We start from the raw sequence: 16020 nt of genomic DNA on the forward strand, positions 1-16020 counted from the left end.
CGCCAGGTGGTGCTCGCCGTGCTGGCCCGGGAGCCGGCGGCCCGGCTCAATCTGCTGCTCGGGGACGGCGAGACGCTGTGGGCCACCACTCGGCACCACTCGTTGTCGGTGCTGGTCACCGACGAGTTCGCGGTGGTGTCCTCCGAACCGTACGACGACGATCCGCGGTGGCGGGCGGTGGCGGATCGGCAGTTGGTCACGCTGCGGCCCGGCCTGCTGTCCGTCGTCCCGCTGGATCCGGATTCCCCCGGATGACCGGACTTCGCGAACACTTCAGTCCCGACCCCGAACGAAAGGCGTGTCGACCGATGACCGCACCCACGCTGGATATCCACCTGACCGACGACGACCTCACCGCCGCGCTGCGGTCGGATGCCCGGCGCGGGCTGACCTCGGATCCGAAGTGGTTGCCGCCCAAGTGGTTCTACGACGCGCGGGGCAGCGAACTGTTCGAGGCGATCACCGCGTTGCCCGAGTACTACCCGACTCGCACCGAGCGGGCGCTGCTGGAGCGGGTGGTCGGTGATATCGCCCGCATCTCGCGCGCGGAGGTGCTGGTGGAACTCGGCGCCGGATCCGCCGCCAAGACCCGGCTGCTGCTGCAGGCGCTCGGCGCCGAAGGGGCGCTGAAAACCTATGTCCCGCAGGATGTATCGGTGTCGGCGCTGCGCGGGGCGGCCGACGTCGTCAGTGCGGAGTTCCCGGAGCTCTCGGTGCACGGTGTGGTCAGCGACTTCACCGATACGCTGCGGAACCTGCCGAGCGGTGGCCGCCGGATGATCGCCTTCCTGGGCGGCACCATCGGCAATCTGGTGCCGGCCGAGCGGGCGGAATTCCTCGCCGGAGTGCACGAGGTGCTGGAGCCGGGAGAGCAGTTGCTGCTCGGCGCCGGGCTGGTGATCGATCCGGCGATCCTGGTGCCCGCCTACGACGACGCCGCCGGGGTCACCGCCGAATTCAACCGCAATGTGCTGTACGTGCTCAATTCCCGGCTGCGCGCCGATTTCGATCCGGAGGCCTTCGCGCACGTCGCGGTATGGGACGCGCAGAACGAATGGATCGAGATGCGGCTGGAGGCGACTCGTGATCTGACCGTCACGGTGACCGATCTGGAATTGGTACTGGAATTCGCCCGCGGTGAGCAGATGCGCACCGAGATCTCCGCGAAGTTCCGGGTGGACGGCATGTCCGCGGAGTTGGCCGCCGCGGGATTCACCACCGAGCAGGTGTGGACCGATCCGGATCGGCGGTTCGCGCTGTTCCTGGCCGGGCGACGTTGAACCGGGGTCCGGCGGTGCCGTCGGGCCGGGGTCCGGCGGTGCCGCTCAGTCGTGCATGCCCACCACGGCGGTGAGCCATTCGACCAGCGGGCGCATCGCCTGCCAGGACTTGCGGACCTCGGCGGCGGCGCGGGCGGTCTCCAGCCAATCGGGCGCCCCGAACTCCTTGCCGATCGTGATCGCCTTGCGGCGCAACAGATCGATGCGGGGATGGTCGGCGTCGTAACCCTTCGGCCGCGTCTTCAACTGCTCGCCGCCGAGCGTGTAGCCGGCCTTCACGGCCTTCGCCAGGATCTTCTCCAGCTCGGGTCCGCGCACGTCGTCATCGATGGTGGTGCGCAGCCGCGCCAGCTGAGCGGGGGTGGTCGCGTACACGCCCCCGGCGACGAAAAGCCCGGGCGCACCGATCTGTACGTACCAGCCCACACTCGGCCCGGTGCTGACGAAGGCGCCCTGATGGTTCTTGTAGGGCACCTTGTCCTTGGCGAATCGCACATCACGATAGGGCCGGAAGATCTTTGCGGTGCCGAAATCGGGTTCCAGATCCGCGATCAACGCAGCCATGGGCTCCCGCACGGCAGTGTCGTAGACGTGCTTGTGCGCGGTCCAGAACGACTTCGAGTTGTCCGCTTCCAGGTCCTCGTAGAAATCGAGGCCGGCCAGCGGGAATCCGGTGAAACGGCTCACGGGCGCTCAGTCCCGGGGCTCGTCGACGACCTCCATCGCGGCCAGCTCGGCCGGGCGGTCGTCCTCGGCACGCTCCTCGGCCCGGTGGCGGCGGGCGGTCCACTCCTCGGCGAGTTCGCGGTCGATGCCGAGCCGGCCCTCGTCGTCGTTTTCGTGGTAGCGGATGACCAGATCATCCGGCGGATCTTCGATGTACCGCTCGTAGGCGCGCACCTCGTCGGCCTGATCGTCGTCACCGAGATCATCGTCGAGATTCGGTTCGTCGTCGTCCTCGTCGTTCATGTCGAGCACCTCATCGATCAGGAACTCGTCATCCTCGCGCTGGTCCGTCACCGCCACACACCACCTCTCGGGCGTACCGAGCCGACCTGCAGAAACCGCTGCGAATACGTTTCACGCTACCCCTGCACCGCGCCGGAACGCCAAAATAACGCCCCCGAGACCATACCTTCGCCAGGCCCCGACCGCTCCAGCCGGACCACAAGGGTGCGAGTCTTACGAGCACCGTTCGCGGCCGGCTCGTCGTTCAGCGGCCGATCGCAATGCGACGAAGGAGCAAGCGATCGGCCGCTGAACGACGAGCCTTCGGGGCCGCGAACACGCCGAGCGAAGCGAGGCCAAAGACACAGCTCAAGCGTTCCCGTTGAAGAGGCCCGTTACCGAGCCGTTCTCGAAGACCTCGCGGATCGTGCGGGCCAGCAGCGGCGCGATGGACAGGACCGTCAGGGACGGGAACTTCTTGTCCTCGGTGATCGGCAACGTATTGGTGACGATCACCTCCCGGGCGCCGCAGGCCGACAGCCGCTCGGCGGCCGGGGACGACAGCACGCCGTGGGTGGCGGCGATGACCACGTCACCGGCGCCCGCCTCGCGCAGCACACGGACGGCCTCGGCGATGGTGCCGCCGGTGTCGATCATGTCGTCGATCAGGATGCAGGTGCGGCCGTCGACATCGCCGACCGGGCGATGCGATTTCACCTGGTTCGGCACCAGCGGGTCACGGGTCTTGTGGATGAACGCCACCGGGGCGCCCCCCAGCGAGTCGGCCCACTTCTCGGCCACCTTCACCCGGCCCGCGTCCGGCGAGACGACGGTGATGTTGTCGAGGGTGTAGTGGTTGCGCACGTACTCGGACAGCTGGATCAGCGCGTGCATGTGGTCGACCGGGCCGTCGAAGAAGCCCTGGATCTGGTCGGTGTGCAGGTCGACCGTGATGATCCGGTCGGCGCCGGCGGTCTTCAGCAGATCGGCCACCAGGCGGGCCGAGATCGGCTCCCGGCCGCGGTGCTTCTTGTCCTGGCGCGCGTAGGGATAGAAGGGCAGCACCGCGGTGATGCGCTTGGCCGAACCGCGCTTGAGCGCGTCGATCATGATCAGATGTTCCATCAGCCACTGGTTCAGTGGCGCGGGGAAGCTCTGCAGGACGAAAGCGTCACTGCCGCGGACCGACTCCTCGAAGCGAACGAAGATCTCGCCGTTGGCGAAGTCACGCGCGGTTTGCGGAGTGATGTGAACGTCGAGTTCCTTGGCGACCTGCTCGGACAGCTCCGGGTGAGCGCGACCCGAGAACAGCATCAGGTTCTTCTGGTTATCCGTCGAGAACGCGGTCACTCTGTGTTGCCATCCTTCTGCTCGGTTGCCTGACTCGCCCTGTCGTTCACCGCGAGCGCCTTTGCTGCGGCCATCGCCGCCGCGGTTCCGGGTCGGCTCCGCTGCACCCAGCCCTCGAGGTTGCGCTGTGCCCCGCCCGACACGGCCAGCGCGCCCGGGGGAACATCTTTGCGCAGCACAGTACCCGCCGCCGTATAGGCCCCGTCGCCCACGGTCACCGGAGCCACGAACATGGTGTCGCTGCCCGTACGGACGTGCGAGCCCACGGTCGTGTGATGTTTGCGAACCCCGTCGTAATTGACGAACACGCTGGAAGCGCCGATGTTGCTGTGCTCACCGACCGTGGCGTCGCCGACGTAGGTCAGATGCGGCACCTTGGAATGCGCGCCGATCGTGGCGTTCTTGGTCTCGACGAATGCCCCGAGCTTGCCCGCCTGCCCGAGGACGGTGCCGGGTCGTAGATAGGAGAACGGGCCGACGGTGGCGCCCGGGCCGACGGCCGCGCCCGTGCCGTGGGTGCGCACCACGCTGGCGCCCTCGCCGACGATCACGTCGGTCAGGGTGGAATCGGGTCCGATCTCCGCGTCCTCGCCGATCACCGTGTTGCCCAGCAGTTGGACGCCCGGTCGCAGCACGGCGTCGCGGCCGATGCGGACATCGGCGTCCACCCAGGTGGTGCCCGGATCCATGACGGTAACCCCGGCCCGCATGTGCCGTTCCAGGATGTATCGGTTCAGGGTGCGGGCGGCCTCGGCCATCTGCACCCGGTCGTTCACGCCGGTCACCTTCGCCGCGTCCAGCAGGCGTGCGCCGTGCACCGGATTACCGGCCTCGCGAGCGAGTTTCAGCACATCGGTCAGATACAGCTCGTGCTGGGCGTTGGCGGTGGTCAGGCGGCCGACCATCCTGCGCAGCACGGTCACGTCGAAGACGTACACGCCCGAGTTGACCTCGCCGATGGCGGCCTGTTCCGGGGTGGCGTCGGCGTGCTCGACGATCTCTCGCACCCGGCCCTCGGCATCGCGGACGATCCGGCCGTAACCGTTGGGGTCCTCGGGCGCGAAGGTGAGCACGGTGACCGCCGACCGCTCCTGGTAACTGCGGTGCTCGGTGAGCAGCGCGGACAGCGTGTCGCCGTCCAGCAGCGGCACATCCGCGGAGGTCACGATCAGATCGCCGGCGAAATCCGGGGGTAAGGAGGTGAGGGCGCACTGGACCGCGTGGCCGGTGCCCAGCTGCTGCTCCTGGACCGCCTGGGTGATGTCCCGGCCGAGTTCGGTGGCGACCGCGCGAACGGCGGCGCCGACCTGTTCCCGGTCGTGGCCGACCACGGTGATCAGGTGGGCGGGGTCGATCTCGCTCGCGGCATGCAACGCGTGCGCGAGCATGCTGCGGCCTGCCAGGGAATGCAACACCTTGGGAGTTTTGGACCGCATTCGTGTTCCGGCACCGGCGGCGAGAACGACGACGGCGGTCTGCTGTGGCATGGATCTCCCTCGGCTGCCTGTCATCGTTGCGGGTGGGCTGTGTCGGGTGTTGCTCCGCCGCCAGGACTCGAACCTGGACTAACTGAACCAAAATCAGTGGTGCTGCCATTACACTACGGCGGATCACCGCACCGGCGGACCTCGATCTGCCGGTGCGTCACGGCATGCGGGAATGATCCTCGCACGAAGTTGTCCGTACGTCGAACCGCTGTCGACGTGTCGATGACCCACGGTCCGTTCGGCGCGCCGCCGCGGCTGGTCGCACTCGCCGTGGCCGGGCGGGTGACGGTTCGGTTCCGGAGTCGGCCGGTACTTCCCTGAAACAGGTTTCTGGGGTGCCGGGAGGCCTGCCGGAGATGTCTGGAAGAGTTGTCGGTGCAGTCGGACGATTTCGCGGGAGGCGCAAGCGGTGACTTCGGGCGAGGTGGGCCGGACCCCGCGTCCGCGCATGACGGGAACGCAACGGCGGCAACAACTGATCGAGATCGGCCGGGCGCTGTTCGCCGAGCGGGGATACGACGCCACATCCATCGAGGAGATCGCGCAGCGGGCCCAGGTGTCCAAACCCGTTGTCTACGAACACTTCGGCGGCAAGGAAGGCCTCTACGCGGTGGTCGTCGACCGCGAGATGTCCACGCTGCTCAACATGATCACCTCCTCGCTCACCCGCAATCGTTCCCGGGTGCGCCTGGAGCAGGTGGCACTGGCGTTGCTGACCTATATCGAGGAACGCTCCGACGGATTCCGTATTCTCATGCGCGATCAGCCGACTTCCGCTGCGGACGGGACCTATTCGAGTCTGCTGAACGAAGCGGTGAATCAGGTCGCCCACATCCTGGCCGGCGACTTCGATCGCCGCGACTTCGACACCGGACTCGCGACGCTGTACGCACAGGCACTGGTCGGCATGGTCGCCACGGCGGCCGCATGGTGGCTGGACGAGCGGCAGCCGCCGAAAGAAGTGGTCGCGGCGCACCTGGTGAATCTGTGCTGGAACGGTCTGACGCACCTCGAGGCGGACCCCCAGCTCGCCTCCGAATGGCCCAGCGGCACAACGCACTGAGCCGCCTCCGGCGCGCTGAGCGAGAGGGCGTGTCGAGCGGCGGTGGAGGGTGTTAGGGGGGTGGAACTGGACAGTTAACCCATAATTAGCGATAAAGGCTGGTCCGAATGCTCGATTCCGTTGGTGCAGCCCGGTCGGGTGGTACGGTTCACCCATCCTTCGAGTGCTGTTCGAGCTGTGATGTCGGTCTACTTCGGGATGTCGGTCTACTTCAGGATGGCTGGTTGTGATGACAGGCGGATCTGATGGCTAGGCAAGCGCGTGCGGAGATCACTCGCGATTCCGTCCTCGCGGGTGCGGCCGATGTCTTTCTGCGACTGGGTTATGCGAACGCGAGTCTCAGCGAGATCATCGCGCAGTCGAATGTGACCAAGGGCGCCTTGTACTTTCACTTCGGCTCCAAGGAGGAGCTGGCGCGCGCGGTGGTCGACCAGGGCAACGAGCGGCTGATCAGCGCCTGCCAGGGTTTCTTCGATCCGCGGGTGCCGGCGCTCGAGGCCTGCATCGGAATCACCTATGTCGTAGCCGATCTCACCATGAACGATCCGATGGTCGGCGCGATGCTGAAATTGACGCACCAGATCGGCGACTACCGGGGCGCGCAGGGGGAGAACATCGCGAAGACCTGGGGCGAGACGCATCGGGTCCTGGCGGAGCGAGCGATTCAGCAGGGCGACCTCAAATCCGACCTGGACCCGGAGACCATCGGGTTGATCCTCCAGGAGATGACCGCCGGCGTGCACATCACCGCCGTCGGCACCGAGTCGATCGACCAGATGGCGGTGCGGATGGAACGGGTCTGGTACTTCCTGCTGCCGTCGATCGTCCCGGACGAGAAGGTCGCCTACTTCCGCGAGTTCGCGGCGAGAAGACTCCGCCGCTACGTGCCGTGATTTTGCTGTGTCTTTGGCCTCCGCTTCGCTCCGGCGTGTTCGCGGCCCTGAAGGCTCGTCGTTCAGCGACCGATCGCTTGCTCCTTCGTCGCATTGCGATCGGCCGCTGAACGACGAGCCGGCCGCGAACGGTGCTCGTAAGACTCGCACCCTTGTGGTTTCCTCCGCGCTCTGCTTGCGGCTGCCGGTTCGGCCGAGGCTTGATCGCGCGTACGCGCGTGTATGGATACGAGGCGGCCGACGGGATACCGGGTCATTCTTGGTCGGTTGCTCGGGCCGCTGAGTTCAGAGATTCGGCAGGCGGGATTGCTGAGGTCCGGGCGACCGGCGCGGGGTGTTTGTCGGGAGTGGTCGGCTGGATCAGTGTGGTTCCGGTGGCGGTCGGCCCGGCGCGGTGTCGAGGGTGTCCGGGGTGCGCATTACAGTGGATGGGCCGTCCTTATCGCTCGTCGCGTCCAGGAGTCTGCTGATGCCCACCCCTCGTCCACCGTTGGCGGGACTGGCTGTGGTGGCCGGTGCCGATAGCTCGTTGCAGCAGGTCAGGGAGCTGATCGGGCGGTCTTTTGTGCAGTTGGTGGCGCCTTCGGCGATCCGGCCGTTCGTGGCCACTGCCATTGCGGGGGTGTCGGCCGGCGGGGACAGTGCGCAGCGGTCTGTGGTGGTGGTCACCGCCACGGGGCGGGAGGCCGACGATCTGACCGTCGAGTTGTCGGAGATCCTCGGGGACGGGGTGGCGTTGTTCCCCTCCTGGGAGACGCTGCCGCACGAGCGGCTGTCGCCGGGGGCCGACACGGTGGGGCGGCGGATGGAGGTGTTGCGGCGGCTCGCGCATCCGGAGGATCCGGTGTTCCGGGAGCCGTTGCGGGTGGTGGTGACCACCGTGCGGTCGCTGATGCAGCCGATGGCCGCCGGGCTCGGCGATATCGAGCCGATCGTGCTGCGGCGCGGGGCCGAATTCGACTTCGACGAATTGATCGAGCGGCTGGTCGAATTCGCGTACGAGCGGGTCGACATGGTCGGTAAGCGCGGCGAATTCGCCGTGCGGGGCGGCATTCTCGATCTGTTCCCGCCCACCGCGGATCATCCGGTGCGCGTGGAGTTCCTGGGGGACGAGGTCGGTGAGCTGCGGGTGTTCTCGGTGGCCGATCAGCGGTCGCTGATCGAGGTGCCCGTGGAAGGCGTTGTCGCGCAACCCTGCCGGGAGTTGCTGCTGACCGCCGAGCTGCGGGAGCGGGCCGCGGCGGTGGCCGCCGACAATCCGGCGGACGCCGCGCTGGTCGAGATGCTGGAGAAGCTGGCGCAGGGCATTCCGGTCGAGGGCATGGAGGCGTTGCTGCCGGTGCTGCGGCCGGGGCGGCTGCCACTGCTGACCGATGTGCTGCCGGCGGAAACCCATGTGCTGCTGTGCGATCCGGAGAAGGTCCGGACCCGTGCCGCGGATCTGGTACGGACCGGCCAGGAGTTCCTGGAGGCGTCGTGGACGGCGGCCTCGTTCGGCGCCGCCGCGCCGCTGGGCGCGCACGGGCTGGATCTGGCGGCCTCCGCGTATCAGGGGCTGGACGTGGTGCGCGCCGATGCCGAGGCGCGGGGGCTGCCGTGGTGGACGCTGAGCCCGCTGGCCTCCGACGATCCGGCCGAGGTGGTGCTGCCGGTGCTGGCCGCGCCCGCCGCCCGCGGCTCGCAGGAGCTGGTGGCGACCGTGTTCGCCTCGTTGCGGGCGCATGTGGCCGCGGACGCGCCGGGGGGCGGCGGGCGCGCGGTCATCGTGGTGGCCGGGCACGGCACGGCGCAGCGCATCCTGGAGCGGCTCGGTGACGCCGAGGTGCCCGCCGCGCCGCTGGCGCCGGGCGCGGAACCCGAGCCCGGGCGGGTCGGGGTGCTGTGCGGGTCGCTGCACGACGGCATCGTCTTCGACGGCGCGCGGCTGGTCGTCATCGCCGAATCCGATCTCACCGGCAACCGGGTCACCGCGCCGGCCGAGGGGAAGAAGCTGCCGGCCCGCCGCCGCAACCAGGTCGATCCGCTGGCGCTGGCCGCGGGCGACATGGTCGTGCACGATCAGCACGGCATCGGCCGATTCGTCGAGATGATCGAGCGGACCGTCGGCGGTGCGCGGCGGGAGTACCTGGTCATCGAGTACGCGCCGGGCAAGCGCGGGCAGCCGGGCGACCGGTTGTTCGTGCCGATGGATTCCCTGGATCAGTTGTCCCGCTACGTCGGTGGCGAGATGCCCAGCCTGTCCAAACTCGGCGGCTCCGACTGGGCGAATACGAAACGCAAGGCGCGCAAGGCGGTTCGCGAGATCGCGACCGAGCTGGTGCAGTTGTACGCGGCCCGTCAGGCCGCGCCGGGACACGCGTTCGGGCCGGACACCCCCTGGCAGCGCGAGATGGAGGACGCGTTCGCGTTCACCGAGACCGTCGATCAGCTCACCGCGATCGCCGAGGTGAAATCCGATATGGAACGGGCCGTCCCGATGGACCGTGTGATCTGCGGCGACGTCGGTTACGGCAAGACCGAGATCGCGGTGCGGGCGGCGTTCAAGGCGGTGCAGGACGGTAAGCAGGTCGCGGTGCTGGTACCCACCACCCTGCTGGCCCAGCAGCATCTGCAGACCTTCACCGAGCGGACCGCGGGCTTCCCGGTCGTGGTGAAGGGGCTGTCCCGCTTCACCGATCCGGGCGATTCGCGTGCGGTACTCGACGGCATGACCACCGGCGAGGTCGACATCGTCGTCGGCACCCACCGCCTGTTGCAGACCGGGATCCGATGGAAGGATCTGGGCCTGGTGATCATCGACGAGGAGCAGCGCTTCGGTGTCGAGCACAAGGAGCACATCAAGGCGCTGCGCACCCATGTCGACGTGCTCACCATGTCGGCCACCCCGATCCCGCGCACCCTGGAGATGAGCCTGGCCGGCATCCGGGAGATGTCGACCATCCTCACCCCGCCGGAGGAGCGGCATCCGGTGCTGACCTACGTCGGCGGCTACAACGAGAAACAGGTCGCCGCCGCGGTCCGCCGCGAGTTGCTGCGCGACGGCCAGGTGTTCTACGTGCACAACCGGGTGAACTCGATCGACAAGGCCGCCAAGGGGATTCGCGATCTGGTGCCGGAGGCGCGGGTGGCGGTCGCGCACGGCCAGATGAACGAGGACACGCTGGAGAAGACCGTTCAGGGCTTCTGGGAGCGGGAGTACGACGTGCTGGTCTGCACTACCATCATCGAAACCGGTCTGGACATCTCGAATGCCAACACCCTGATCGTGGAACGTGCCGACGCCCTTGGTCTTTCGCAGCTGCACCAGTTGCGCGGCCGGGTCGGACGCAGCCGGGAGCGGGGGTACGCGTACTTCCTGTACCCGCCGGAGAAGCCGCTCACCGAGACCGCCTACGACCGGCTCGCCACCATCTCGCAGAACTCGGATCTGGGTGCGGGCATGGCCGTCGCGATGAAGGACCTCGAGATCCGCGGCGCCGGCAACGTGCTCGGCGCGGAACAGTCCGGGCACGTCGCCGGGGTCGGTTTCGACCTGTACGTGCGGCTGGTCGGCGAGGCGGTGGAGGCGTACCGCGCCGCCGCCGACGGCCGCCCGATCACCACCGACGAGGAGGTGAAGGAGGTGCGCATCGACCTGCCGGTGGACGCGCACATCCCGCCGGACTACATCGCCAGCGACCGGCTGCGGCTGGAGGCGTACCGCAAACTCGCTGCGGCGGTGGATGATTCGGCACTGGCTGCGGTGGTGGAGGAGCTCGTCGACCGGTACGGGCCGCTGCCCGTCGAGGTCGGCCGGTTGGTCTCGGTGGCCCGCCTGCGCCTGCTGTGCCGCGAGTACGGTATCGCCGAGGCCGGCGTCACCGGCACCACTCTGAAGATCTCGCCGTTGCAGCTGCCCGATTCGAAACAGTTGCGGCTCAAGCGAATCTACCCGTCGGCGACCTACCGCCCGACCACCGGCGTCGTGCAGGTGCCGTTGCCGCGGGTGGAGGACAGCGTCGGCGCCGCCCGCGTCCGCGACGTACAGGTGCTCCAGTTCGTCGCCGATCTGCTGCTGGCGCTGGACGGAAAGGCCCAGGGCTCGGTCGATCTCGCCGTCGCGACCGACGTGCCGGCCGCGCGATGACGGAGGTCGGCCGCCACCACGCCGGACCCGGTCTCCGTGGCGCCGAATCCGATCCGGGTGGCGCCGGATCGGGCGGCTACGTATCCGGGACGAATCCCGGTGCGGCCGCGCGGGATGCCGCTGCCCCGGGTGTCGGCGCAGCCGGCGTACCGGACGACGGTGCGCCGGCCGTACCGGACAGCGGAGCGGCCGCGACCGAAGCGAGTCTTGCCGTGCCGGAATCGAAATTCGGTGCCGGTGGCGCTCCCGGCGCGGATTCCGGTATGTACGATCGGGCGTCCCCGGACCGGCCCGGACCGGGTGCGGGTCCCCGGTGCCGCGCGCCGGGTGATCCGGCACCGCCGGCGCCGAGCCCGGTGCCGCTGCCGATGCCGGCGGCCGAGGATTACCGGGTCGCGATGGATTCGGCGTCGATGGCCCGCAGCCTCGCCGAGGCGGTCGACGTGATGGACCGGCTGTGGCAGTTCGGCGGCTGGGAGGTCACCCAGACCCACGACTCGTTGCGGCCGTATCTGCTCGAGGAGACCTACGAACTGCTCGACGCCATCCAGGCGGGCGATGCCGACGCCATCCGCGAGGAACTCGGCGACCTGTTGTTGCAGGTGCTGTTCCACTCCCGGATCGCCGAGGCCGCAGGCGAATTCACCGTCGACGACGTGGCCGCGACCCTGGTGGCCAAGCTGGTGCACCGCAGCCCGCACCTGGACGGCGCGCCGGCCGACCCGGACGCCGACGTCGAGGCGAAGATCGCCGCGCAGGAACGCGCCTGGGAGGAGCGCAAATCCGCCGAGAAGGCCCGTCGCTCCTGCCTGGACGGCATCGCGATGGCCCAGCCGGCCCTCGCCCTCGCGGAGAAGATCGGTTCCCGTGCCACCGCCGCCGGGCTGCCCGAGGATCTGATCCCCGAGGATTTACGCCTGATCAGGCTCGGCGGGCCGGGTAGCGCGGAGGAACGACTGCGCAAGGCCACGCTGGATTTCGCCGCGCGGATCCGCGGCGCGGAAGATGCCGCCGAGGTCGCCCGGGGTGCGCGTGCGCCGCTCGCCGCGGCCGACTGGCATGCCCACTGGCCGCGCTGAGCCGCGTCCCGATAGCTAGCCGTTGTTCAGCGCGTCCACGACCGCCGCGTGCGAGCTCGCCCACGCACTCATCACCGCCGGGTCGCCCGACCAGTGCTCGCCGGGCGGCACCAGCGCGTTCCACGGTGTTCGCTTCGTACCGGTCGCCCACAGATCGGTGTTGGTTGCGGCGGAGATGGATCGTCTGGCATCTCGCAGCAGCTGTGGATCTTGCGGGTTCGCGACGTATTTGTTGACGGAATCCAGGATTTCCTCCGCATGCCGAGTACCGATCGCGTCCATCATGCGGGTGGCGTTCACCTGAGAGATCCCGTTCAGCACGGCATCATCCGCGGCGGAGACCGTACCGCCGCTGGCGACCTTCTGGAGGAAGCTGATTTTGGTTTCGGTGGGGTTGGCGAAGTAATCGTTGACCCATGTGCTCTGCGGCCCGTGCGAATTGCCGTGGTCGAGTGTGACACCGCCGCGATATGTCCGATGGAAACGGAAGGCGGTGGCCTGCAATGTGGCGATCGCCGCTGCGGCGTCCGGTGCTTCGCCCACGCCGGCGACCATGTCCAGCGCGGTGGCGTTGACGCGGTGCACCGCGGACACCACATGTCCGAGATTCTTGTTGGACAGCGTCCAGCCGTTGGCATCGGATTCGACGATCTGCCAAGCGCGAACCGCCCGGTGGATGGTCTCGTCGCCGTAGTGTGCCTTGAGCAGTGCCGCCCGGGCATCCGCTGACTTGCCGCCGACGTCCATCAGACCCTGCAGCGACACGGCCGCGCCGAGCAACGACCTCTGGCTGGCGCCACCCGCGAGAATCGAGCTGCCGCCGCGCCCCTCGACCGCGGCGAGGGCGGCCTTCCAGTACAGCGGGCGATGCATGTACGACTGCGCATAGTCGCCGTCGGGCCCGCCGACTCCGTCGGCGCCCCAGAATCCCCACTGCCCGACCTGGGAGCGCTTCTCCATCCGCGCGTTCGGCCGCAGCGGATTACGGGTCCGGCCCCACAGGAATTCGGTGATGGGTGAATTGCCGATGGTGGAGGCGGCGGCGAAGATCGGCAGCATGCCCGCGCCGAGCGAATGGTTCGCTCCCATCGTCCCCATGCCGATCGCTCGTGCGCTTCCGCTGCCGCCGCCCGAGCCACCCTTGGTGCCGGCGCTCTGCACCGCCAGCGCGAACCGATTGGCGATCCATTCGTTACCGCTGTGCAGACTTCGATTGAGTCGTTTCAATTGGAAGATCGCGATGATCTCCAGGACAGCGCCGATGACGAACACCACCATCACCTGATCCCCGGCGGCGTCGAACAGGTCGCGCAGGATCAGCACATAGACGCCGAGGAAGATCGTGAACGCCGTCATCCGGGCGGCGGCCACGAAGCCGTCGACGATGTTGCGGATGAGGAAGGTCTGGGTCGGGCCGTACACGAAACCGCCTGCGGCGAAACCGAATATCGACATCAGGCCGTGGTAGATGGTGTCCAGTGCCGCCCAGATCACCTTGATCGCCAGCGTCGCGCCGAACAGCAACAGAATCGTTCCGGACAGCAGGAGCAGCACCCCGGTCGCGATCTGCTCGAAACCCGGATTGTTCATGGTTTCGGCGGCAGCGGTGTCCCCGCAACCGCCGATGCCCTTCTTCACCTGGTTCTCGTTGCCGGCCGCCACGCCGGCCGACCACATGGCGCGGCACCCGGCCTCGGTGTCGATCACATGGCCGAAGTTCCACACCTGCAGCGGCCGCCGGGCGAAATTGTCGGTGAGGGTGGCCTGCATGGTCGCGACCATGTTCGTCGGATCGACAGTGGCGTTGCCGTTCAGGCCGGCGGCCACCTCGATGCCGAGGTCACGGCCCTGGGCCACCAGGCCGTTCGAGGACAGCACGTCGGCGAGCGGCTCGGACAGGAACAGCGGCCCGAGGACGCCGACCATCACCATCGTCGCGGCCTGGATGGTGGCCTTGGCGACGTAGCCGCGGATGACGAACCAGGCCACGAAGAACGCCCCGATCGTGGCGGCGGTGATCAGCATCGCGGGCGTGGTTATCTGCCCGGTCAGGCTGTGACCGACCGCGAGCAGGGCCTTGGATATCAGGTTCAGCCACGCGAAACTCAGCGCGTAACCGATCAGCCAGATCGCGGTGATCACGATGATCTTCCAGCCCGCGAACTCCAGGCCCAGCACGATCGACAATGCCGTGTTGCCGGGGTGCAGAATGCTGCCGTGATCGGTGGCGAAGAGATAATTCGAGGCCTGTACGCCGGAGGAATCGGCGACATGGGTCCAGGAGAGCGCGCTGCCGACCGAGGAACCCGCGGTCCGCTCGCCGGTGTCGGCGGCCGCGGCCGTCCCCAGCAAACCTGGAAATACGAATAACACGAAGAGCCCGGCCGACAGTCCGGCCGTCCACCGCCGTCGCCGCGTCGCCAGTACCCAGGCGCGTGCGCGCCGAAGCATTCCGGGCAATCGCAGGCATGCCGGATCCCACGGACCCGATTTCCTGTTGTTCACCGCTGCAACCTGATTCGTTTCCGCCCGTACCGAACCAGGACATGACACCGGCAAGTACGCGCTCGAAGCGGGTATTCCTCAGGGCTGCTCAACAGTCCCCGGAATGACGCTTCAACGCTACTGGCGCGGCATGAACGAGCGGGCTCCGGTCAGTGAACTCCACACTGCGAAAATTACGGAACCAGTTGGTATTTCGCTCCCGAAGAGCCCGCCCGTGTTCATCTCCGGTTCGCTGTCGGGCGTGGTATGGGCGCACCCGGGCCGGGAACGGTACCTAGCCCTCGGCCAGGTACCTTTCCACGCTCTCCACCTTGCTGACCAGGCCGCCGGTAACACCCGGGCGAATGTCGGCCTTGATCACCAGGCTGCAGCGGGGCGCGACGGCCATGACGGCGTCGGTGGCCTGTTTGATGACCGCCATCACCTCGTCCCATTCACCCTCGACGGAGGTGAACATGGCGTTGGTCTCGTTGGGCAGGCCGCTGGCCCGGACGACGCGGACCGCCGCGGCGACGGCCCGTCCGACATCCTCGCCCGCGCCGAGCGGGGTCACGGAGAACGCTGCGATCATTCGGTCAATCATCCTCGCCGGCGAGGCGGTGCAGGGTGTCGACCCGCGCTTGCAGATAGCGCAATTCCGATTCGTCGAGAACGGCCCGCCGGATCCCGCCGGTGACCTGGAAGGCGGACTGCCGGTGATCGTCGATGACGTCCACATCGATCGCGACGGCCACGTAGTCCTCGGCGCCGGGCATCGGGTCGGCGACCACATGGGCAAGGCCGCGGGCGCACAACGCCACATCGCCGTCCGCGAGCAGCAGCAGCGCGACGTCCGGGCGCTTGCGCAACCGGGCCAACGATCCGCGATCGTATTTGAGGCTCAACAGGATTCGCCGATCCCCGGCGCGCACCGGCCAGGAGACGGGGATCGCGTGCGGTCCGGGATCGGTGGTGATCAGCACTCCGATCGTGTCCAGCGGCCAGTGCGGTAGGGCATCCAGCTCGGGGTGCGCTGTCGAGGGCTGTTGACGTTCCTGGGCTCGGGCTACCATGCGTCACCTCACGGTCGGCTCACGCGGCGGGCTGGGCCACGCGTAAGTGCAGTGTAAGCCGTTGTGTCACATGCCCGCTCGAGGTAGGGGGTGCGAGATCGAGAATCGCCGATGAATCCGGTGTGCACGAAAGTGGCCGACATAGTATCAGCGTTGGTGAGCCTAACCTCGGTCGAGGGCGCCGACCGGGCGTCGCCGGAGGTTCGGCGCGGTTCCGTTACCGTCGTGAAAAAGAGG

12 protein-coding genes and 1 tRNA gene are annotated in these 16020 nt (G+C 68.0%); 5 read left to right on the plus strand and 8 right to left on the minus strand.

Translation table 11 applies throughout. The features are described from left to right. Positions 1-308 precede the first annotated feature (308 nt). A complete protein-coding gene (egtD, locus tag NRB56_RS03215) occupies positions 309-1280 on the plus strand; it encodes an L-histidine N(alpha)-methyltransferase (protein ID WP_153338902.1) in 972 nt (323 codons plus the stop codon). A 45-nt stretch (positions 1281-1325) separates the two neighbouring features. Here egtD and NRB56_RS03220 read toward each other — a convergent pair whose 3' ends face one another. From NRB56_RS03220 to NRB56_RS03240, 5 genes are all read right to left on the minus strand, one after another. Continuing rightward, on the minus strand, positions 1326-1967 hold the full coding sequence (locus NRB56_RS03220; RefSeq protein WP_319942475.1) for a DUF2461 domain-containing protein: 642 nt from the start codon (positions 1965-1967) through the stop codon (positions 1326-1328). A gap of 6 nt (positions 1968-1973) precedes the next feature. Beyond that, the gene (locus NRB56_RS03225) at positions 1974-2300 is read right to left on the minus strand and encodes a hypothetical protein (RefSeq protein ID WP_319942476.1); all 327 of its coding nucleotides are present in this window, start codon (positions 2298-2300) and stop codon (positions 1974-1976) included. A gap of 297 nt (positions 2301-2597) precedes the next feature. Next, entirely contained in the window at positions 2598-3578 is a 981-nt protein-coding gene (locus NRB56_RS03230; protein WP_319942477.1) for a ribose-phosphate diphosphokinase, read from the minus strand. Continuing rightward, entirely contained in the window at positions 3575-5065 is a 1491-nt protein-coding gene (gene glmU / locus NRB56_RS03235) for a bifunctional UDP-N-acetylglucosamine diphosphorylase/glucosamine-1-phosphate N-acetyltransferase GlmU (RefSeq protein WP_153338903.1), read from the minus strand. Before glmU ends, NRB56_RS03230 begins: the two co-directional genes overlap by 4 nt. Positions 5066-5117: 52 nt before the next feature. Beyond that, positions 5118-5188, minus strand: a tRNA-Gln gene (locus NRB56_RS03240). Positions 5189-5513: 325 nt separating this feature from the next. On the opposite strand from NRB56_RS03240, the gene NRB56_RS03245 reads away from it, so the two are divergent. From NRB56_RS03245 to NRB56_RS03260, 4 genes are all read left to right on the plus strand, one after another. Continuing rightward, positions 5514-6128, plus strand: coding sequence for a TetR/AcrR family transcriptional regulator (locus NRB56_RS03245; RefSeq protein WP_019929438.1), 615 nt, complete (start codon positions 5514-5516; stop codon positions 6126-6128). A gap of 245 nt (positions 6129-6373) precedes the next feature. Continuing rightward, entirely contained in the window at positions 6374-7021 is a 648-nt protein-coding gene (locus NRB56_RS03250) for a TetR/AcrR family transcriptional regulator (RefSeq protein ID WP_153338904.1), read from the plus strand. Positions 7022-7490: 469 nt separating this feature from the next. Next, positions 7491-11147, plus strand: a complete 3657-nt coding sequence (gene mfd / locus NRB56_RS03255; protein ID WP_153338905.1) for a transcription-repair coupling factor — start codon at positions 7491-7493, stop codon at positions 11145-11147. A 398-nt stretch (positions 11148-11545) separates the two neighbouring features. Then, on the plus strand, positions 11546-12226 hold the full coding sequence (locus tag NRB56_RS03260; RefSeq protein ID WP_153339065.1) for a MazG family protein: 681 nt from the start codon (positions 11546-11548) through the stop codon (positions 12224-12226). Positions 12227-12241: 15 nt separating this feature from the next. On the opposite strand, the gene NRB56_RS03265 is transcribed toward NRB56_RS03260, so the two are convergent. From NRB56_RS03265 to NRB56_RS03275, 3 genes are all read right to left on the minus strand, one after another. Then, positions 12242-14578 carry a hypothetical protein gene (locus NRB56_RS03265; protein ID WP_153338906.1) on the minus strand — a complete coding sequence of 779 codons (2337 nt, stop codon included), beginning with the start codon at positions 14576-14578 and terminating at the stop codon, positions 12242-12244. Positions 14579-15005: 427 nt separating this feature from the next. Next, positions 15006-15302 carry an MTH1187 family thiamine-binding protein gene (locus NRB56_RS03270; protein WP_153338907.1) on the minus strand — a complete coding sequence of 99 codons (297 nt, stop codon included), beginning with the start codon at positions 15300-15302 and terminating at the stop codon, positions 15006-15008. 4 nt (positions 15303-15306) lie between these two features. Continuing rightward, positions 15307-15783, minus strand: a complete 477-nt coding sequence (locus tag NRB56_RS03275; RefSeq protein WP_153338908.1) for a hypothetical protein — start codon at positions 15781-15783, stop codon at positions 15307-15309. Positions 15784-16020: the final 237 nt, after the last annotated feature.

The sequence above is a fragment of the Nocardia aurantia genome, assembly GCF_009604425.1.
Lineage (GTDB): Bacteria > Actinomycetota > Actinomycetes > Mycobacteriales > Mycobacteriaceae > Nocardia > Nocardia aurantia.

Excerpts from the sequence above, each read along its gene's own strand:
- egtD (WP_153338902.1), top strand. The coding sequence starts at position 309 with ATGACCGCACCCACGCTGGATATCCACCTGACCGACGACGACCTCACC.
- glmU (WP_153338903.1), bottom strand. The coding sequence starts at position 5,065 with ATGCCACAGCAGACCGCCGTCGTCGTTCTCGCCGCCGGTGCCGGAACA.
- NRB56_RS03245 (WP_019929438.1), top strand. The coding sequence starts at position 5,514 with ATGACGGGAACGCAACGGCGGCAACAACTGATCGAGATCGGCCGGGCG.
- NRB56_RS03250 (WP_153338904.1), top strand. The coding sequence starts at position 6,374 with ATGGCTAGGCAAGCGCGTGCGGAGATCACTCGCGATTCCGTCCTCGCG.
- mfd (WP_153338905.1), top strand. The coding sequence starts at position 7,491 with ATGCCCACCCCTCGTCCACCGTTGGCGGGACTGGCTGTGGTGGCCGGT.
- NRB56_RS03260 (WP_153339065.1), top strand. The coding sequence starts at position 11,546 with ATGGATTCGGCGTCGATGGCCCGCAGCCTCGCCGAGGCGGTCGACGTG.
- NRB56_RS03270 (WP_153338907.1), bottom strand. The coding sequence starts at position 15,302 with ATGATCGCAGCGTTCTCCGTGACCCCGCTCGGCGCGGGCGAGGATGTC.
- NRB56_RS03275 (WP_153338908.1), bottom strand. The coding sequence starts at position 15,783 with ATGGTAGCCCGAGCCCAGGAACGTCAACAGCCCTCGACAGCGCACCCC.